This is a genomic window from Mycoplana sp. 10N416, from assembly GCF_056394765.1.
This window is the reverse complement of sequence record NZ_JBFTIM010000004.1, coordinates 261,097-281,007: the sequence shown is the minus strand read 5'-3', so window position 1 is coordinate 281,007 and position 19,911 is coordinate 261,097. Positions and strand designations below refer to the sequence as shown.

17 protein-coding genes are annotated in these 19,911 nt (G+C 63.3%); 4 read left to right on the top strand and 13 right to left on the bottom strand.

Features of this window, described 5'->3' with window-relative positions:
* Window positions 1-142: 142 nt before the first annotated feature.
* The 13 genes from AC1DDS_RS10620 to AC1DDS_RS10560 form a co-directional block, all read right to left on the bottom strand.
* Complete coding sequence (locus AC1DDS_RS10620; RefSeq protein ID WP_477478874.1) at window positions 143-634, bottom strand: hypothetical protein; 492 nt, start codon at window positions 632-634, stop codon at window positions 143-145.
* Between the two features lie 34 nt (window positions 635-668).
* A complete protein-coding gene (locus AC1DDS_RS10615; protein WP_477478873.1) occupies window positions 669-2,081 on the bottom strand; it encodes a gamma-glutamyltransferase in 1,413 nt (470 codons plus the stop codon).
* Between the two features lie 80 nt (window positions 2,082-2,161).
* Window positions 2,162-2,905 (bottom strand): SDR family NAD(P)-dependent oxidoreductase, encoded by a 744-nt coding sequence (locus AC1DDS_RS10610; protein ID WP_477478872.1) that lies wholly within the window; start codon window positions 2,903-2,905, stop codon window positions 2,162-2,164.
* 3 nt (window positions 2,906-2,908) lie between these two features.
* On the bottom strand, window positions 2,909-4,147 hold the full coding sequence (locus AC1DDS_RS10605) for a M20 family metallopeptidase (protein WP_477478871.1): 1,239 nt from the start codon (window positions 4,145-4,147) through the stop codon (window positions 2,909-2,911).
* Window positions 4,147-4,944 (bottom strand): SDR family NAD(P)-dependent oxidoreductase, encoded by a 798-nt coding sequence (locus AC1DDS_RS10600; protein ID WP_477478870.1) that lies wholly within the window; start codon window positions 4,942-4,944, stop codon window positions 4,147-4,149. Before AC1DDS_RS10600 ends, AC1DDS_RS10605 begins: the two co-directional genes overlap by 1 nt.
* 13 nt (window positions 4,945-4,957) lie before the next feature.
* Window positions 4,958-6,175 carry a diaminopropionate ammonia-lyase gene (locus tag AC1DDS_RS10595; RefSeq protein ID WP_477478869.1) on the bottom strand — a complete coding sequence of 406 codons (1,218 nt, stop codon included), beginning with the start codon at window positions 6,173-6,175 and terminating at the stop codon, window positions 4,958-4,960.
* Between the two features lie 58 nt (window positions 6,176-6,233).
* A complete protein-coding gene (locus AC1DDS_RS10590) occupies window positions 6,234-7,055 on the bottom strand; it encodes a substrate-binding periplasmic protein (protein WP_477478868.1) in 822 nt (273 codons plus the stop codon).
* Between the two features lie 44 nt (window positions 7,056-7,099).
* On the bottom strand, window positions 7,100-7,816 hold the full coding sequence (locus AC1DDS_RS10585; protein ID WP_477478867.1) for an amino acid ABC transporter permease: 717 nt from the start codon (window positions 7,814-7,816) through the stop codon (window positions 7,100-7,102).
* Window positions 7,806-8,501 carry an amino acid ABC transporter permease gene (locus tag AC1DDS_RS10580; protein ID WP_477478866.1) on the bottom strand — a complete coding sequence of 232 codons (696 nt, stop codon included), beginning with the start codon at window positions 8,499-8,501 and terminating at the stop codon, window positions 7,806-7,808. The genes AC1DDS_RS10585 and AC1DDS_RS10580 overlap by 11 nt, the downstream gene beginning before the upstream one ends.
* Before the next feature lie 48 nt (window positions 8,502-8,549).
* On the bottom strand, window positions 8,550-9,083 hold the full coding sequence (locus AC1DDS_RS10575) for a VOC family protein (RefSeq protein WP_477478865.1): 534 nt from the start codon (window positions 9,081-9,083) through the stop codon (window positions 8,550-8,552).
* Between the two features lie 2 nt (window positions 9,084-9,085).
* Window positions 9,086-10,207: an acetoin dehydrogenase dihydrolipoyllysine-residue acetyltransferase subunit gene (locus AC1DDS_RS10570; RefSeq protein WP_477478864.1), complete on the bottom strand. Its 1,122-nt coding sequence runs from the start codon at window positions 10,205-10,207 to the stop codon at window positions 9,086-9,088.
* Window positions 10,208-10,212: 5 nt separating this feature from the next.
* On the bottom strand, window positions 10,213-11,226 hold the full coding sequence (locus AC1DDS_RS10565) for an alpha-ketoacid dehydrogenase subunit beta (RefSeq protein ID WP_310411964.1): 1,014 nt from the start codon (window positions 11,224-11,226) through the stop codon (window positions 10,213-10,215).
* An 11-nt stretch (window positions 11,227-11,237) separates the two neighbouring features.
* Window positions 11,238-12,215, bottom strand: a complete 978-nt coding sequence (locus AC1DDS_RS10560) for a thiamine pyrophosphate-dependent dehydrogenase E1 component subunit alpha (protein ID WP_477478863.1) — start codon at window positions 12,213-12,215, stop codon at window positions 11,238-11,240.
* 157 nt (window positions 12,216-12,372) lie between these two features.
* Between AC1DDS_RS10560 and AC1DDS_RS10555 the strand changes: the two genes are divergently transcribed.
* The 4 genes from AC1DDS_RS10555 to AC1DDS_RS10540 all read left to right on the top strand — a co-directional run bounded on the left by AC1DDS_RS10555 (window position 12,373) and on the right by AC1DDS_RS10540 (window position 19,909).
* A complete protein-coding gene (locus tag AC1DDS_RS10555; protein ID WP_310411971.1) occupies window positions 12,373-12,831 on the top strand; it encodes an Lrp/AsnC family transcriptional regulator in 459 nt (152 codons plus the stop codon).
* A gap of 508 nt (window positions 12,832-13,339) precedes the next feature.
* A complete protein-coding gene (locus AC1DDS_RS10550) occupies window positions 13,340-15,754 on the top strand; it encodes a hypothetical protein (RefSeq protein ID WP_477478862.1) in 2,415 nt (804 codons plus the stop codon).
* A 503-nt stretch (window positions 15,755-16,257) separates the two neighbouring features.
* Window positions 16,258-17,658 carry a hypothetical protein gene (locus AC1DDS_RS10545; protein ID WP_477478861.1) on the top strand — a complete coding sequence of 467 codons (1,401 nt, stop codon included), beginning with the start codon at window positions 16,258-16,260 and terminating at the stop codon, window positions 17,656-17,658.
* 199 nt (window positions 17,659-17,857) lie between these two features.
* Window positions 17,858-19,909, top strand: coding sequence for an O-linked N-acetylglucosamine transferase, SPINDLY family protein (locus AC1DDS_RS10540; protein WP_477478860.1), 2,052 nt, complete (start codon window positions 17,858-17,860; stop codon window positions 19,907-19,909).
* Window positions 19,910-19,911: the final 2 nt, after the last annotated feature.

The following is a 19,911-nucleotide window of genomic DNA, read 5'->3' as shown; positions in this document are numbered from 1 at the left end:
TTTCGGATTCGCTTGCCACGCTTTAGACCCTTGTTGTCTTTGCCCCGAAACCGGTTCCCACTTTCGGGAGACATGCTCTAGTGAATACGTCGAGGGAACCGGAATTCCGTTTCGGGTCTGTCCAGGTTTCCTGTGGAACGGATCATTCGAGGAAGTTGGCGTCCTTGTTGTCCTCGAGATAGCGCGCCAGGGCGCGTGAGGCTTCGGCCTTCACTGCCGCAGCAATCCAGTGCGAGAACAGCTCGTCATCGTAGGGCTCCAGTCCGGCACAGGCGACGACAATCCCGTCCACGACAGCGCTTCCCCAATAGACGGTATCGCCGCTGCGAAAATGATGCGCCGCCAGTTGGGCGGTCGGGAGCCCCGTCCGGGCCGACATCTCGGCCTTCTTCAAGGCGATGTCCAGATTCGGATAAGTGGAGCGCGAGAGGTCGCCAATCGAAGTGACCAGATAGCACGCGTCCCGAAATGTCGACGCAAGGTCATTCCGCCAGGGATTGATGGTGTCGACCGCGGTCACCACGATCGCAACGCCGACGCGCCCCGGCATCGTCTGGCGCATCGTCAGCTCGAGCGCGGGCCGCACCTTGTCGAAAGCATTTTCGACAAGCGTCTTGTTCAGGATCGATGACATGCGTTCCCCTTACATTTATTCCGATTTCGGGACGTCAGACGACGCCCGCCCAGGTCGTGCGACGCCAATCGGCGCAGGCGACCGGAGCGCCGTCGATGATACCGGCTGCCGTGACGGCCCCGGCCCGCATGTCACCATCCGGCATTTCGGTCACGGCATGGCCGAGCGAGGCCAGGATTTCACGGCGGCCATGGCTCCTTTCAATGAGCAGGCGACCGTTTTCGCTGCGCCAACGCGGGCGATCGATGGCCTTGGCCAGATCCATCTTCTCCATCACCAGGGCGCTGATGACCTGGAGCAGCGTCTGCACCTGTCCGTCGGCGCCGGGCGTCGACAGCGCGAGCGGTCCACGAGGCGTCTCCAGTATTGCCGGAGCCAATGTATGGACAGGCCGTTTGCCCGGCGCGGCGTCATTGGGCGCGGCGGTAAAGCCCCCCGCGCGATTGTTGAGCGTGAAGCCGCATTCCGGAACGAAGACGCCGGAGCCGAAATCATCAAACACGCTGACCAGCGACGATATGCAGTAGCCGTGACGGTCGGCGACCGAAACACCTGCGGTATGCAGGTAGGCGCGCGGACCGCCCCTGTTCGCGGCCTTGTCCAGATCGACCGTCAACGGCATGTCCAGAAGGCTTTCACCCTCGGCGATGCGGTCACGGAAAGCGAAACTGGCTTCAGTCAGCTCGATGCCGGCGTGATCGATCCGGTCCAAGGGAATGTCTCCCAGCGCAGACAAAGCCTTGGCCGACATCGCCAGCAGAACCCCCTGCGAGATCGGCGGCTGCACCAGCAAGCGCATGCCGCGGAAACCAACCGAGATCGGGTCGGCGACGACCGTCTGATGGGACGCGAGGTCTTCCAGGTCGAGGTCTCCACCATGCGCCTGCACGGCTCGCACGATGGCGTTGGCGCAGACGCCGGAATAGAAGGCGTGGCGACCTTCCTTGCCGATCCGGTCCAGGGTCATGGCCAGCTCTTCCTGGACGACCAGATCCCCCGCCGCGGCCGACAGGAGTTCCCACTGCGCCGCGCCGTTGCGCTCCAGACGGGCGCGGTGTTGCTGCACGGCGTGCACGAGGGACGGCGGCATCGGCATTTTCAGGCGCGCCAGCCGCACGGCCGGTTCGAGGACCTGGTAGAGAGGCATTCGCCCATAGGCGTCGAGCAACGCGCACCATGCGCTGACCATGCCGGGCACGGTCACGCTTGCCCCTCCGTCGTCGGAGATCGACTTGAGGTGTCGTGGCGCCGCCCCCGTGCCGTTGAAGGCGCGGGTTCGACCGCCGGGTTCGCGCACCAGGCACAACATGTCGCCACCCAAGCCGCAGGCATTGGGCGCGACGACAGCCAGCACCGCCTGCGCAGCCACCAGCGCGTCGGCGACGCTGCCACCGGCAGCCAGGATTTCCTGGGCGGCCGCCGCGGCGAACGGATCCGCCGCCGCCACGGCTCCTCCACGCCCTGTCAGGACGGGCCTTTCGTGAGATGCAAAAGCATCGGCAAGCATGGTATTTCCCCCATCTTCTGTCATATCGCTGTGTACCCGCCATCGACCACGATCGAGGTTCCGGTGATGTACCGGGACGCAGGCGAGGCCAAGAACAGGATCGTGCCCGCGACATCCTCCGGCGTTCCCTGCCGCCGCATCGGGATCTGCCGCAAAAGGTTCTGTTCGGCTGCAGCCGGATCGGACTGGAATGACCAGAACGAGTCGTTGAACGGCGTTTCGATCCAACCAGGCAGGAGGCAATTCACACGTGTCCCCTGCGGCGCCAGTTCATCGGCGAGAGCGCGGCAGAGGCCGAGCAGACCCGATTTGGTCGCGTGATAGGCCGGCATGCCCGCGTGCCCCCGGAGCGCACCGGTCGACGCGGTGAAAATGATGCTGCCGTTGTCTGACCGAGCCAGTGCCGGGGCCGCTGCCTGGGCAAGGAAGAAGGGGCTCGACAGATTGAGGGCAAGCGACTTCTGCCATCGTTCGGGCGTCCAGTCTTGCAGCGGCGCTGACTCCAGCACCGCAGCGTTGGCAAAGACACAGTCCAGCTGACCGAATGCTGCCAATGCCGCCTCGACCGCCGCGCGAGGACCGTTGCTGTCAGCAAGGTCGCAGATGAAGGCGCGCGCCTCCCCCTTGCCGGGCTCGGACACCGCCTGTTCGGTACGAACACCGTCGATATCCGCTAACAATACGCAATCGCCTTGCGCCCGAAGGGCGCGCAGCGCCGCCAGGCCGATGCCCGACGATCCACCGGCGACAAGAACCACACCCATGGCTTACTCCAATGTTTGATTGCCGGGCGCCGCGCAGATGGTCAGCGCGGCCGCCATATAGACCCCGACGCAGTCCACGACGTCGTTTTCGAAGACATAGTCGTTTATGCCGGAAGCGAGCTCGGCCTGCGGCCCGTAGCACACCGCGCCGACGCCCCTGGCGCGCCAACGCACCGCGTCGCTGGCCGGAAGACGCACCACCGGTTTGCCCGGTTGCCCGCGAATGGCGGCGCTGGCATCGAGCATGGCCCTGCACAGCGGATGTTCGATCGGCGTCCAGCTCGGGTTCCAGCCCTTGATCCGCCGCACCACAATTCCACCGATTGCTTCGGCCTGTGCCTGCAGCCGGGCTTCCACCTCTTCGATCGTCATGCCCGGCGGGACACGGAAGTCGACTTCCGCAACGGCTTGCGTCGCCACCTGGCTGACGAAACTGCCGCCCTGCAGTGTTCCGACGTTCACCGAAAGTCTCAGGTCATGCGGGCCGGCGCCTTCGCCAAGGATCTCCATGTCCTTCGGAGGGGCCACCCTCTCTTCGTTCCAGGCATCAATGGCCGTCAGGAGCCGAGCCAGCCGGGCGGTCGCGGAGGTGCCGACCCCTGTCAGCATGCCCTGTCCCGCCGGCGCGTGCGCCTCGATGGACACCCAAAGCAGGCCCTTTTCGGCGACGGCCAGACCCATGTGTCCCGGCCCCTCGGCGTTGATGAGAAAGTCGCCAGTGAGACCCGGGTCGTCGGCCAGAAGAAACGCCGCGCCGTCCGGGCCGAACACGACCTCATCGGCGACAAGGGTCAAAGTTACCCGCCCGGCGAGCATGGAGCGATACCGGTGCAGGCCGACGAAAGCCATCGCGAGGGCGGCCGAGCCGGCTTTCATGTTGCCGATGCCCAACCCGGTCAGCCGCCCGGCATTCCTGCCCATTTCGAAGACAGGCACCGACCAGGCGGCCTCGTCGCCGGGGTTGAGCGTATCAAGGTGCCCGTTGAGAACCAGATGCGGCCCGGGACAGGCGCCGTCAAAGGTGCAGACGAGATTTGGCTTGTTGCCTGTGGCGGCGACGATCCGGGGCTCCAGCCCGTTTTCCTGCAGGAATGCCTTTATCACCGCAACCGGCGCGGTCGTGTCGCCCACCGGCTGTGGGCTGCGCGCAGCCACCAACTGCGCGCACAGATCGACCAGTCGCTCCCTGCTTGCCTCGGCAAGTTGTCTCGCGGTCTCGGCGCCAGTTTCTGGAATCGTCATCAGCCGACCTGCCATCCGCCATCGACCACATGTGATTGCCCGACCACGTAGCGCGCGAGATCCGAGGCAAGGTAGACGTAAGCGCCCGCCAGTTCCTCAAGCGGCCCAAGCTTGCCGATCGGGATTTTCGCCTCGAAGTCCCGTTGCAAGCTTTCCGCGCTCGTGCCGCGAAGTGCGGCACGCTCGCTGAAGAGCGCCCGGATCATCTGGGTGTCGATCTGGCCAGGACAGACGCTATTCACCAATATGCCCTTCTCGGCCAGTTCGGCAGCGAGGCTCTGCATCAGGCCGATCATGCCGAACTTGGACGCCGAATAGGCGCTGTTCTCGCGTCCGCCGCGTACCCCGAAGAGCGAGGCGGTGAAGATGATCCGTCCGGGGCGATGGTTGGCGACCATACGCCGGGCAAAGGACGTCGCGGTGATGAAGGCCCCCGTGAGGTTCACGTCGAGAACCCGGCGCCAAGTCGCCAGATCCATGTCGATCGCATGCTTGAGAGCGAGGATCCCGGCATTGGGCACCACGATGTCGACGCCACCCTCCGAAAAAAGTGCGTCGGCGCACCGCTCGGTGGCATCCTGATCCGTGACATCAAGGGAAACAACGCTTGCCCGCCCGGGAGCGAGTGAATCGAGCCGCAGCCGCGCAGCGTCGATCATACGCTGGTCGATATCGGCTGCGATCACCTTGGCGCCCTGTTGGAGAAAAGCTTCCGCCACCGCGAGCCCGATGCCTTGGGCACCGCCAGTGATGAACGCCGTCTTGCCGGCGAGCAGGGAATTGACGTGGCCGTTCATGATGTCCTCCGGTTCAGGCCGCGACGGTCTCGGACGCGCGTCCGACGATGCGCCGGTATGCTTCCTCGTCGGTCGCCCCCTCGCTGCCGATCGCGACGATGCGGGATTGCGGCCCGATGGCGAACCTCTCGCGCAACTCAGGATCGAGTGCGGCCGCAATCAGGCCGGCGGTGGCAGCGCATCCGGATTCACCCGCGACAATGGCCGGGTCACCATCGACGCCATCGGCAAGAACCCGCATGGCATCGGGCGCCGCCTCTTCTGGCAACGTGATTACGCCGTCGACGGCATGTTTCAGGATGATCCACGCCGGGGCGGACACCGTACCTGCAGCAAGACAGGCCATGACCGTGTCTGTGTCGCCCGGAACCGGAGTCGGCTCACCTGCGGCAATGCTGCGGAAGACGCAATCTGCGCGATGCGGCTCCACGACGATTATCTGCGGTCTTTCGGCGCCCAGCTTCTCCCAGTAATGCGCACCGACCGCCGCCGCGAGCCCGCCGACGCCGGCCTGTACGAAGACATGCGTGGGCCTGCTGTCGCCGAGTTGCGCCAGTATTTCGTCGGCGACAATGGTGTAGCCTTGCATGATCAACACGGGAACCCGTGCGCCGGCTTCCTCCGACGTATCGCCCGCAAGCCGCCAGCCATTGGCGACAGAGTCGGCGGCGCATGCCTGAACCGAATCGTCGTAGTGTCCTTTCACCCGGACGATACGAGCGCCGAAGCGGGCGATCTCGCGCTCACGCGTGAGGCTGACATGCTCATGAAGGTAAATGACGCAGGCGCAGCCGAACATCTTGGCGCCCCAGGCCACCGACCGGCCATGATTGCCGTCGGTCGCCGCCGACACCGTCACCTGCTCGACATGCTCGCGATATTTCCCGGCGATTAGCTCGGCCGCAGTGACATGCTCGGCGATCTTGTTGGCCGCAAGGTGGTTCTGCAGGATCGCCAGCACCGCATAGGCGCCACCGATCGCCTTGAAGCTCTTGAGGCCCAATCGCTGGCCTTCGTCCTTATAAAAGAGCTGTCCGACATTGAGCCGGCCGGCCATGCCCCGCAACGGGATCAAGGGTGTTTCCCGATATCCCGGCCAGGACGAGATCTCGGCATGAGCCTTGCGGAAGCCGTCCTGGCTTAGAACGCGTCGCTCGGTTTCCCCATAAGGCCGGGAGCGATCTGAATGGGCGTTTCGAACTGCCCGTGCGACGAAGCGCGTGAGTTCCATGAATTCAATTCTCCAAATTGGGCCAGGCGGATTTTATTGACCTGGCCCGGTCTCGAATTTACGACCGCTTGGCCAGTTCCTCGAACCACTTGTCTCGCAACCTGACGTTCTCGCCGTTGCGGACGACATCGCGGATGAAGGTATTGAGGAAGTTCAGGAAATGCTGCTCGCCGGGGCGGATGGCGTATGCCAGGCCGACGGGCTTGACCAAGGTATCCTCGCCGTTGAGGACCGTCAGCCGCGACGCGAGCGCCGGGCTGCGCACTTGCAACAGGCGCAACGTGCCGGGATCGATGAAGGCGGCGTCGGCCTGGCCGGAAGCGACCTCGCCGATCCATGCAGCGATATCGTTGGTCACGACGCCGCGCACATTGGCCTGCGGGTACAATTCCTTCGGATAGCTTTCCTCGACCGTCCCGCTCTCGCCGACGAATGTCACCTCAGGCGAGTTGAGGGTATCCATCGAGGTGATGCCGGACTTGGCGTTCACGATGACGTGGAAGCCATAGGTGAAGTAAGGTTCGGTGAAGTCGACGACGATCGCCCGCTCTGGCGTGGCGAAGAGGTTGGCGAAAACGGCATCGTATTGGCCAGCCTCAAGCCCCGGGATGATCGTGGCCCATGTGTTGGGAACGATTTCAAGCTGAACCCCGAGGACCTTGGCCACCTGCTCTGCGAGATCGACGTTGAAGCCCTCGTATTTGCCGGTGGTCGGGTTCGGCGACTGCCAAGGCGGGCTCTCCGCCATGCCCACCCGAAAGACCCCTCGCTCCTTGATCTCCTTGACGAGATCGCCTGCGAAGGACGGCGTCGCCGCCAGGGCCACCGCGATAACCAGAAGTGCTTTGAACAAGCCCAGCATCCGCATCAGTTGCTTCATTTCCATTCCCCTTTTTTGATGGATTTATTCATGCCGGAATTTGGTCAGGTCGCCTCTCGCGGAACCTTCAGCAGACTGAAGAAGCTCGCCCTGGCAGGGCGCGAACGCGCGCCCTGGCTGCCCAGTCGTCGTTCGAGTTGCCGGGCATAGAGAGTGACCGGAAAGATCATCGCGAAGTAAATGATCGCGATTACCGAAAGGAATGTGAGGTATTGGTATGTCCTGCCGCCAAGCAGATAGGCCTGAAGGGACAGATCCATGACGCCGATGGCGGACAGAAGCGTCGTATTCTTCAGGAATTCCGAGAAGTAGTTTACAAGCGGCGCGATGACGAACCGGAACGCTTGCGGCAGGATGACCACCGCCCACTTGGGGAACGCCTTCAGCCCCAGGGACTCCGCCGCTTCCTTCTGCCCCCGGGGGACCGCCTCGATTCCGGCACGGAATATCTCCGCCAGGAACGCCGCGCCGATCAGCCCGAGCACGATCGATCCGGCCCAAAACCCGGATACTTTGGCGTCGAAGATCAGCGGAATGCAATAGTACGCCCAGAAGATCATTATGACTTCCGGCGTGATCCTGAAAAACAGGATGTAGCCCCGCGCGATCGCACGGAAGACAGCCGACCTGGAGATGCGCATCGCGCAGATCGCACTGCCGAAGGTCAGCGCGATGGTCGCGCCCACCAGCGCGATCGCGAGGGTCACTTTGGCACCGTCGAGAAGCGATCCGCTGTTACGGAGGACCAGTTCAATGTCCATGCGCGGCTCCTCGCTTGAGCGCCTGTTCGGCGTAGTAGCCGGAGACGCTGATCCCCACGCCGACCGCGAAGGCGAGCAGCGCTGCGGTGGTGTAGATCTCAACAGGCTGGAAGGTGAAGGTCGACAGCCGGCTGGCGGTCTTGAGCAGGTCGTCGATCGCCAGGATCGACAGGATCGCCGTCGCCTTGAAGATACTGATGATCGTGCCGACGAGAGGCGGAAGCATAAGGCGGACCGCCTGCGGCAGGATCACCTTTCGCCAGGTCACATAGGCGCGCATCCCGAGTGCATGCGCAGCCTCGAACTGCCCCTTGCCGACGCCAAGAATGCCGCCGCGGATGATTTCACTGCAATAGGCGGCAACGTTGAATATCAGAGCGATAGAGGCACTCTGGAAAGGCGTTGTGGCGACGCCGGTCAGTCCCGGAACCGCGAAATGGATCCAGATCGCCTGGACGAGGAGAGGCGTCGACCGCCAAAACTCGACGAAAGCAAGCGCCGGCCAGCGCACGAGCCGTCTGGGCGAGAGATTGGCCAGCGCCAGCACCGTGCCGACAATGACGCCGCCGCAAAGGAACCCGATCACGGTGAGCAGAATGTTCGTCAAGAGCCCGCCGAAGAGCACGGGCAGATAGGTCCATGAAACGGAAAAATCCAGCGATCTCAGGAAGTTGTAGTCAATCATCAACATCACTCGATTGGGCGGGATCTTGGGCTCTGCATGACCTGGGCCCTAGCGATCCGGAAATGCCGGATGCCACAGCCTTCGCGCCGGCGAATCTTCCGTTCCTTTGCCGGACGGATAACTCACCAGTTCGAACTGCATTCCCCACGGCGCCAGGAAGTAGACCCACAGCGAGCCTTGCGCCGGCCCGCTGTCGATCCGCTGGATGTTACCAAGGACCTTGATGCCCTCGCGCTGGAGATGGGCGATGGCTGCATCGATGTCATCGACATAGAACGCGATATGATGGCCGCCAATGTCGCTGTTTCGCGGCGGCGACGCCACCTGGTCAGGCGCCGTGTACTCGAAGATCTCGAAGTTCGGACCGCTCTTGCAACGCACGAATCCCCAGCGGAAACTGGACCGCCTGTCGACGCCGATCTGGCGCTCCATGAAGTCCGGATCGGAATAGGCGCCGCCGTCGAGAACGAACTCGCAGCCGATCACGCGCACGAAAAAGTCGATCGCGGCGTCGAAATCAGGAACCGTTATTCCGATATGCTCGGCGCCCCGCAGTCCCGGCAATCCAGTTGGTGCTTGCATCGTCAGCCATCCGCTCCGGCCAGGTGGGAAGACAGGAGGCGGTTCACCGCCGCCGCAGCTTCCATCATTGGCATGTGACCGGCATCGGCGATGCGCTCGACCTTGACGTTGCCGGGCAGCGCGTCGCCTTGCGAGGACGGAATGACGGCATCCTTTTCGCCCCAGACGACCAGCACCGGCGCATCGACCTGTGCGAGCGAGGCGCGAAGATCGAGGGCCTGTCTGCCTCCGGCGACCAGGTTTCCGGAAATCGCCTCGAGCGCTTCGGACACCCCGTCCAGTCGCTTGAAGCGCAAGACATTCTCCACCATCTCGGCGCTCATGGCATCAGGCTGGGCAAAGAGCTTGGAAAGAACCTCCTTCATCGGCTTGCGCCGATCCGCAGCAAGGAACCCTTCGATGTAGTCGACGGAGATTTCCGGGCCGAGGCCGGCGGGCGCCACCAGCGCCAGGGAACTGACGCGATCCGGCGCCGACGCCGCAATCGAGAGCGCAACCGCCCCCCCGAGGGAATGGCCGACCAGATGCGCCTTGGCGATCCCCAGTGCATCCAATGCATCGATGATCGCAGCCGCCATGTCTTCCACTTTTCCGGACGGCACGGTCGGTGCCGATCCGCCATGCGCCGGCAGGTCGATCACATGGACCGCGCGGTTCTGAGCAAGGGCGTCCTGGGTAAACAGCCACGTTCCGCCATCACCGCCAAATCCATGGATGAGCACGACGGGTGTCGTTTCACCGCCGCCAATGCTGAGGACATTGAGCCGGTGCGGTCCAGCTTCGACCAGGCGCGGGGTCGGATCGCCCGCGCCGTCGGCATCGGATGAACCGGCGCGTCCGGCATAGCTGGCGATAAAAGCTTCGACTTCGCCCTCAGGGACGCTCATCTCCGCCACGACGGCCAGTAGGGCCCCCACCGGCGCGGTTGCGCCTTGATCGACAACGACCCGGCGAAGCAGGCCCTCAACCTGGCTTTCGACGACATTGGTGATCTTCTCGGTCTCGACTTCCATGATCTCCTGGCCGAGCGAGATACGCGTGCCCTCTTGTGAGAGCCAGGCGGCAAGGCGGCCTTCAGTCATGGTCATGCCCCACTTGGGCATCGTGATCGCTTGGATGGTCATGATCGTTATTTCCTGTAAGCCATGGTCTTGCGTACGGCTTCTGCGATCCGCCTTGCATCCGGCAGATACGCCGCTTCGAGATTGGGCGCGTAGGGCACCGGCGTGTGCGGCGCCGTCACTTTCATGATGGGGGCCTTGAGCGCGCCGAAGGCGTTCTCGGCAATGATGGAGGAAATATCGGCGGCCATGCCGCAGCGCGGATTGGCTTCATCGACAATGACGACGCGGCCGGTTTCTTCCGCCGTTTCGAGGATGGTGTCCACGTCGAGCGGCGATGTCGTCCTGGGATCGACTACCGTGCAGTCTATGCCTTCCGCGGCCAGAATCCTGGCCGCCTCCTGCGCGAAGTGCACCATGCGGCCGATCGCAATAATGGTCGCGTCACTTCCTTCCCGCACGATGTTGGCTTCACCGAACGGCACCACATACGCACCGTCCGGCACCTCGCCCACTGTGTCGTAAAGCACCTTGTTCTCCAGGAAGATGACCGGATCGTCGTCGCGGATCGCCTGGATCAAGAGGCCCTTGGCGTCGTAGGGATTCGACGGGATCACCACCTTCAGACCCGGCACATGGGTGAAGATCGGATAGAGCGCCTGGCTGTGCTGGCTCGCCGAACGCGTGCCCGCGCCGAAGGTGGCGCGCAGGACAAACGGCGTCACCGCCTTGCCGCCGAACATGTAGCGGAACTTGGCTGCCTGGTTGAATATCTGGTCGAAACAGACACCGAGGAAATCGACGAACATGATCTCGACAACCGGGCGCAATCCGGTGACCGCGGCTCCAGCCGCAGCCCCGACGAACGCGCTCTCGGAAATCGGCGTATCGCGCACGCGCGTCGGGCCGAATGCGCCGAGCAGCCCCTTGGTGACGCCAAAAGCGCCACCCCAGGCATCCTGCTGGCCGGACGCGCCGGCACCGCCTGCGATGTCCTCGCCGAGCACGATCATCTTGGGATCACGCGCCATTTCGTGGTGGAGGGCCTCATTGAGGGCCTGACGGAAAGATTTTTGCGGCATTTTGATCTCGCTCAGGCGTAACGGACGTAGACGTCTGTGGTGAGTGTATCGAGAGAAGGTTGTGGAGCGCCCCTGGCTGCCTTGACGGCGCCGTCGATCAGGGCCTGAACCTCCGCGTCGACCGCGTTCAGGTCGCCTTCGGCGAGAAGCTGCGCTTCGCTGACGCGACGGCGGAAGATGGTCAGGCAGTCGCGGTCGCGGCGCATCGCCAGCTTTTCCTCAGCGGTACGGTAGTTGTCCGGATCACCGCTGAAGTGGCCGTAGTATCGCGGTGTTTCGATGTGAAGGAGCGTCGGCCCCTCCCCCCTGCGGCCTCGGGCGACGGCCTCACCGGCAGCGTCGTGGACGGCAAAGAAATCGACGCCATCCACCTTGATGGCAGCCATGCCGAGCGCCTCTGCGCGCTTGACGATTTCGCCAGCCACAACGAAGGAACTCGCCGTCGCCTCGCCAAACCCGTTGTCTTCCACCGCGAAGATCACGGGAAGTTTCCAAACCTGCGCGAGGTTCATGCTTTCGGCAGTTGTGCCCTGGTTGATCGCCCCGTCGCCGGTGAAGGCGACGGAGACATCGCTACGCCCGAGAACCTGAGCGGTCAGAGCTGCTCCGCAGGCGAGCGGCGGACCGCCGCCGACGATGCCGTTGGCACCAAGCATGCCTTTCGAGAGATCGGCAATGTGCATCGAGCCACCCTTGCCCCGGCAAATCCCGCTTTCCTTGCCGAAAATTTCGGCCATCATGCCGTCGACATCGCATCCCTTGGCGATGCAATGGCCATGGCCGCGGTGCGTCGAGGCGATGTGATCGTCCTGGGTAAGATGGAGGCAGATCCCCACGGCGGATGCCTCCTGACCCGCGTAGAGATGCGTGTTGCCCGGGATGTCGCCGCTCGCCATCTCGGCGCTGACGCGATCCTCAAACATGCGGATCGTCCGCATCATGCGATACGCTTCAAGCAATTTATCGCGTGATAGTTGCATTCCCGTCATTTCGAACTCCGGCGCGGCCAGCGCATTGGCGGTGGAAACTAGATTCGATGTTCAATTTTGAGGATAGAGAGAAGGCGCGCGGAAATTTATCAAACATTGACTTTTTGCGAGAAAGATTTGCGCCAAAACGCGAATAACGCAAAAAAAGGGGCAACAGATGCTAGATGCTTTCGACGCTAAACTTCTCAATCTCATGCAGACAGACACACGGCGGACCGCGCAGGAGCTGTCCGAGGCCGTTGGCCTCTCGCCGTCGGCGTGCCTGCGCCGCCTCAACCGGCTCCGCGAATCCCGGGTGATAGAAGCCGAGATTGCCGTTGTCTCACCGGCAGCGGTCGGACATCGGCTCACAATGGTGGTGGAGGTCTCGCTCGAGCGCGAACGGCCGGACATCATGAGCGACTTCAAGAAGATGATGCGCGCGACACCTGAAGTTATACAATGCTACTACGTCACCGGTGAGGTCGACTTCATTCTCATCGTCGCCGTCAAGAGCATGAGCGACTACGAGACCTTCACCAATGATTTCCTGTTCAACAACAAGAACATCAAACGCTTCAACACACTTGTCGTCATGGACCGAGTGAAAGTCAGCCTGGCGGTACCCATCGAGTGACAAGGGAAAGGGCATCGGGGGGATGCAGGAACGTGGTCAAAGGACATCACCTGCGGCCACACAAGCCTTCGAATCAGGCAAAGCTCGATAGCCTCGTCAAAGCCTGCCTCGCAGCCACCGTGACGGCTCAGGAGCCTAAAACACGAGGAGAGGATACGGGCACCTCGTCGACGTCACGAACAGGGCGTTAACCAAGCGTTAAGAACCTTCAGGGTAACTCTTTCCCTACCGGGAGGATCTTGCCGAACAATTCGTTGGCGAAACGATTGGGCAGGTCCAGCCCCCAACGGGATTTCCCGTTCTGAGCGCAGGATTTCGGGGCTGCCGCCGGCTTCGAACACATGATGTCCTTCCCGCGCGCGGCTCCTCAGAGCCATGTATTTTCAACCTTTTTCGACGTGTACTCGCAGTATTTTTTTCCAGATTTCCATTTTGGGGATCAAGGCTCTGAAGGAGCCAGTGCATTCTCGATATCAGGAAATGACGTTACGATTTAAAGGTACGCCCCATGGTATCGACCGTTTCCTCGCTTTCCATCAGTCAGATTCGGGCCCTCTCCACGGCTGCAATCCAAGCCTGGTCTTCACAGGACGTAGCCGCCCTCAGCGCTGACCAGATCGGCGCGATGAGCTCGCGCCAGGTTGCAAGTATCGACGCACAACACGTCCGCACCCTGCAGGTCGGCGCCGTGTCGGCGGGCGCCATCGTCGGCCTGACGGTTGACCAGTTGGCCGTCCTGTCGTCGCAGCAGATTCAGGCCCTGTCGACCAGTCAGGTTGCCGCGCTGTACTCACGCCAGATCGCCGCGCTCGATACCGATCAGATCGCCGCCTTCACCAGCACGCAGATCGGCGCATTCACCGCCGCTGAAATCCGTGCACTGTCGCCCGAGGACATCGCGACCTTCACGACCGACGAAATCGCGGCGATCCGACCCGATGCACTGACGGCCCTGTCCACCGCCGCTGTCGCAGCGCTTTCCACCGCCCAGGCGGGCGCACTGAAATCCGCGCAGATCGCAGCCTTGTCGGCCGCGCAGACGGCCGCCCTGTCTGCTGGCGGGCAGCTCGGTGCGCTGAGCACCGCGCAGATCAGCGCGTTGACGTCGCGCCAGGTCTCGGGTCTCGATGTGACGGCCCTTTCGGCGCCCCAGACCGCCGCCCTGTCTACGAACGTGATCGGAGCGCTAAAAAGCACGCAGATCGCCGCGCTCTCAACCAGTCAGGCCGCAGCGCTCACCAGCAACCAAATCGCTGCTCTAACGCCGATCGCGTTGCGCGCCATGCCGCCCGAGAACCTGGCGACCTTCGAGACCGCTGAGATCGCGGCGATCGACGCCAGGGCAATGCCGGCCCTCACACCCGACGCTATCGCCGCCCTTTCCACCGCCCAGGTCGCAGCGCTGACACCGGGGCAGGTCGCAGCACTCTCGACCGCCCAACTCGCCACCCTGACCACCGGCCAGGTGGGCGCGCTGAGCACGGCGCAGATCGGCGCGCTGACCGGACGCCAGGTCGCGGGCCTCGATATAACGACGCTTTCGACCGGCCAGACCGCCGCCCTGTCGACGGCCTTCATCGCGGCTCTGAATGGCAGCCAGATCACCGCGCTCTCGACCGGCCAGGCAGCGGCCCTGACGAGCGGCCAGATTGCAGCACTGTCGGCGGCCGGGATTGCCGGCCTGGAGGGCGAGGATCTCGCAACCTTCACGACCGACGAAATCGCGCGCATCAAAACGCAGGCACTGGCGCGGCTCTCCACCGACGCCGTCGCCGCCCTTTCCACCGCCCAGGTCGCGGCGTTGACGCTGGAGCAGGTCGCGGCGCTCTCGACCGCCCAGCTCGCCAACTTGACCTCCGGCCAGATGGGCGCGCTGAGCACGGCGCAGATCGGCGCGCTGACCGGACGCCAGGTCGCGGGCTTCGATGTAACGACACTTACGACCGCCCAGACCGCCGCCCTGTCGACGGCCTTCATCACCGCGCTGAAAAGCAACCAGCTTGCCGCCCTCTCGACCGACCAGGCAGCAGCCCTGACGAGTGGCCAGATCGCCGCACTGTCTGCCACCGCCGCCGCCGGCATGGAGGGCGAGGATCTCGCAACCTTCACGACCGACGAAATCGCACACATCAAGACACACGTGCTCGCGCGGCTGTCCACAGACGCTATCACTTCCCTTTCCACCGCCCAGGTCGCGGCACTGACACTGGAGCAGGTCGCGGCGCTCTCGACCGCCCAGCTCGCCAACCTGACCACCGGCCAGATGGGCGCGCTGAGTACGACGCAGATCGGCGCGCTGACCGGACGCCAGGTCGCCGGCTTCGATGTGACGACACTTTCGACGGCCCAGACCGCCGCCCTCTCGACGGCCTTCATTGCCGCGCTGAAGGGCAACCAGATCGCAGCCCTTTCGACCGATCAGGCGGCGGCACTGACGAGCGGCCAGATCGCGGCCCTGTCATCGGCCGGGATCGCTGGCCTGGAGGCCGAGGATCTCGCAACCTTCTCCGCGGATGACATTTCGCTTATCGACTCCCGGGCACTGGGGCGGCTTTCCGCAGGCGCCGTAGCCGCACTGAAGAGCGACCAGATTGCGAAACTGACAACAAGCCAGATCACAGCCCTGTCGCAGGAACAGATCGCCGCACTGTCGTCGGCGCAGATCGATCTTCTCAACAGCACGCAGATCGGCGCGCTGTCCAGCAAGCAGATCGCGGCGATGCTGCTGGAGGACATCAAGACCTTCACGACCGACGAGATCGCGGCCATCAGTTCCAGTGCCGTTAAGGGGCTGTCCGCATCCTACTTTGCCGGACTGAGCCTGGCACAACTCGACAGCTTTACGACCGCACAGGCGCAGGCGTTGACCAAGGCGCAAGTGGATGCGGTGGTGGCGGCCTACACCGAATTCGGCGGCCCCTGACTATCGCATCACCAGCTTTTCCCGGCAGACGAATTGAACGGATCGCATGTTGCATGCGATCCGTTCATGCTTTCGGGTAGAGACGTGTTGCGACAGAAAAAACAATCATTTGGTGCACTTTTAACCGAAAGTTAAGCTGTACCAAATAGGGTCCTTACGAAGCGAAAATCTCTCGCGGACAAAGATGCTTTCGAGCCGCCGCTGCTGGCAAGATGGCATTCAGTCGAGGGATGATTGCTTTCACGGGCGTAGGGATCAGAGACATTCGTTGCTCTGGAAGCATGATGCCATTCCAATGCGCTGGCTCGCGCGAGCCATGTTTCACCTAGCACCAACGCCGGTCAAGGGCGGTGCCGGGCTTGCGGATGCCGGTGGCGGCTCCGGGAGAACGGTAGCGTCGCGCGATGCGCAAGGGCTTTAGACCCTTGCCGTGAAGCCCCTTGGATTATCGGAGGTGAGGCGGGTGATTGCGTCTGCCAACTTTAATCCTGGAGCATATTTTCATGGGTCTCACTACTTTTGTTTCGAACCTGTCCACCGCACAGATCAAGGGTCTTTCCACTAACTCGGTCAAGGCACTCGACACCGCCGCCGTCGCGGCTCTGAAAAATGAGCAGGTCGCTGCGCTTACCTCCAGCCAGCTTGCAGTAATCGACAACGATGAAATCAGCTCGCTGAAACTGAGCAACCTTTCGACCGGCGCTCTCGCTGGCCTGACGCTCGGCCAGTTGCGGGAGATCAACACCGACACGACTGATGCGGTGGCTCTTACGGCCAGCCAATACGCCTATCTTTCCACGGACACGATCGGCGGGCTCCTGGAGGCAGATCTGGATAAGCTCAGCGCAGGCGACGTAGGCAGCCTGACGTCCAAGCAGGTCGCTGCACTGAAGCTCGACCAGTTCAGCGCAACGTCCGTCGTCAATCTGAGCAAGGACCAGGTTGGCAAGCTGTCCGCGGCCCAGGTCACAGCCCTCAAGGACGAGGCTGCCGCAGCGCTGACCGTCAGCCAGCTCGAAGGCCTGAGCGCCGCCGGCGCCGCCGGTCTCGAAGCGGCGGACATCGCCGCACTCTTCAACGATGCGACGAAGGGTGCTGCCAACGTCGGCGCTCTCAGCGCCAAGGCGGTTGCCGGTCTGGGCGCCAACATCGCCCAGCTCGACGGTGTCGGCGGCGGCGCGCTGTCGGTAGACCAGATCAAGGGGCTTACCACGGCACAGGTCAGCGTCCTGACCAACGACGAGATGGACGGCTGGGATGCCACCAAGATCGCGGCCCTGTCTTCGCAGCAGATCCAGGCCCTGAACATCGCCGAGCTCAAGGATACGCAGGCTGGCGCGCTGACGGCGACCCAGATCGGTGCGCTCGACGCAGGCAAGATCGCAGCCGTCAACAAGGATGGCTTCGCCCTGTGGGATGCCGCCAAGCTCGGCGCCATCAGCGCCGCCGGCGCCGCCGGCCTGACCCCCGACCAGGTTGCCTCGTTCAACACGGCCGACGTGAACGCCCTCAATGCGAAGGCCTTCGCTGCCCTGTCGCCCACGCATCTGGCATCGCTTGACGACGGCATCATCGCTGGCCTGAAGGCAGAGCATGTCAAGGCGCTGACGTCCGCCCAGATCGTGGCGCTGACCGACAACCAGGTCACGGCCCTGACCGGCGCCCAGCTCAAGGAAATGTCGTCGGCCCAGATTTCGGCCTTCGAAGATGGCGATATTGCCCGCTTCACCGACGTCGAACTCGCCGAGATGTCCAGCGCCGCCCTCAAGGGCCTTCAGGAGGACGACTTCCTGACCTTGACCGACGCTCAACTCGACAAACTGACAGGCGGCAAGGAAACGGCGTTCACGCAGGACCAGGCCAACTGGATCATCGCCGCCTATACCGAAACCGGCGTCCAATAATCAGCAAGGCGGCGGGCGCGGCTTCGGCTGCACCGCATCCTCCATCGGAACACCGGAACGGGCGGCGCGCAAGCGTCGCCCGTTTTCATTTTAGGCGCCCTCACGACAGCCAGCCCCGCACAAGCCCGGCTGGCAATAAGCGCAAGGTGTTTCACTGCGCCTGCAATTGCGGCTCCGTGCCGCTCGTCGGAGGGACGTCATGAATGTAAAGACCGCCTTGGCTCCAGACCCGGCATCGCCTCTGGTCACCGTGTTCCAGCAGGCGCGCAGCCAGAAACTGTCATTGGCGGACCTGTTGCAATCGGCCGAGGCCTTGGCGACGGCGGGCCTGCTCGCCCAGGCGGTCGAGCTCTACAAGACCTGGATCGCCTTCAATGACAGCAACCCGCTGCTGCACATGGCCTGTTTCAACTACGCCGTCGCGCTTCGCCAGACGGGCGACGTCGTCGGCGCGATCCATGCGCTGCAGGCTTGCCTGAAACGGGATCCGGCCTTCGGTCCCGCCTATATCAATCTCGGCCGCGCCTTCGAGGACTGCGGCCAGATCGACCAGGCCGTGCGGCAATGGCTGGCCTTTGCAGAGGCGACCAGCGAAATCACCCCCGAGAAGCTGGGCCACCGCCTGATGGCCCTCCAGCACACGGGGCGCGTGCTGGAAAACGCCGGCCGACTCGAGGAGGCGGAAACCGCGCTTTGGCAGGCGATCGAGCTGCAGCCTTCGAAACCCGAAGCGGCTCAGCATTGGCTGTCGACACGCCAGCACCAGTGCAAATGGCCGGTCCTCGTTGCATCGACTCATGTCACTGCCCGCCAGCTGACCGATGCATTCTCGCCGTTGACGCTCGGCTGCTATGCAGACGACCCGATCTTCCAGCTTGCCAAGGCCTATCGCTACAATAAATCGTTGGTCGGCCGGCCCGACATCAGCAGCGTCCCGCGCAAGCCGGCGCGGCGCAAGTCGGGTACGGGCCAGCGCCTTCGGGTCGGCTACGTTTCATCGGACCTGCGCCAGCATGCCGTCGGTTTCGCGCTCAGCGAAGTGCTGGAACTGCACGACAAGAACAGCGTCGAGGTTTTCGCCTATTACTGCGGGGAACCGTGCGTCAACGATCCGACCCACGACAGGATCAGAAACGCCGTGGATTGCTGGCGCGATATCGCGACGATCACGGATATCGACGCGGCAAAGCTGATCTCCGCCGACGAGATCGATATCCTTATCGACGTCAACGGATACACCAAGCACGCCCGCACGGCGATCTTCGCCTATCGACCGGCCCCGGTCATTGTCAATTTCTGCGGTTATCCGGGTTCCATGGCCAGCCCGTACCATCAATACCTGATCACGGACGATCATATCATCCCGGCGGAAAACGAGATCTACTACACCGAGAAGGTCCTGCGGATCGCCTGCGGTCAACCGATCGACCGCAAGCGGGAGATTGCCGCACGGCCGACCCGGGCGGAAGCGGGCCTGCCGGAGGGCGCGTTCGTCTACGCCTGCTTCAATGGCATGCAGAAGATCACTGAGGAGTGCTTTGCGCGCTGGCTGTCGATCCTTTCGGCCACACCCGACAGTGTGCTCTGGCTGCTCGGCGAGAACGCGAGCGCCAACAAGCGCTTGCAGCAGAAGGCCGAAGAGGCCGGCATCGCCGCCGAACGCATCATCTTCGCCGGCAAGATGCCCAACCCGAAGCATCTCGCCCGCATCGCACTCGCCGACCTGTTCCTGGACACGCACCCCTATGGCGCACATTCCACTGCCGCCGATGCGATCACCATGGGATTGCCGGTTCTGACCGTTGCCGGCAAGAGCTTCCCGGCCCGCTTCTGCGCCAGCATCGTCGCCGCAGCCGGCATACCGGACCTGATTTGCGCATCCCCGGAGGAATATGTGCAGCGCGCCATAGCGTTCGCTCATGATCGCAAGAGCCTTGAGGCTGTCCGCGAGACACTCGCTCAGAACCGCGACACCTCTGTCCTGCGCGACATGCCAGGGCTGGCCCGCCGGCTGGAAGAACTGTTCTGGCAGATGCAGGGCGAGGCCGAGCGCGGCGAAACGCCGGTGCCGGACCTGCTCAACCTCGACGTCTATTACGAGATCGGCGCGGAGCTCATCCAGGCGCACATCGCGTTCGAAGGCGAAGAGGCCTACCGCCACCGCTACACGGAGAAGCTGGCCCGCTGGCACGAATTCTCACCGCTCCCGCACGATACCCGCTTGTGGACTGCCCCGAGCGCGGACGCGTGAGC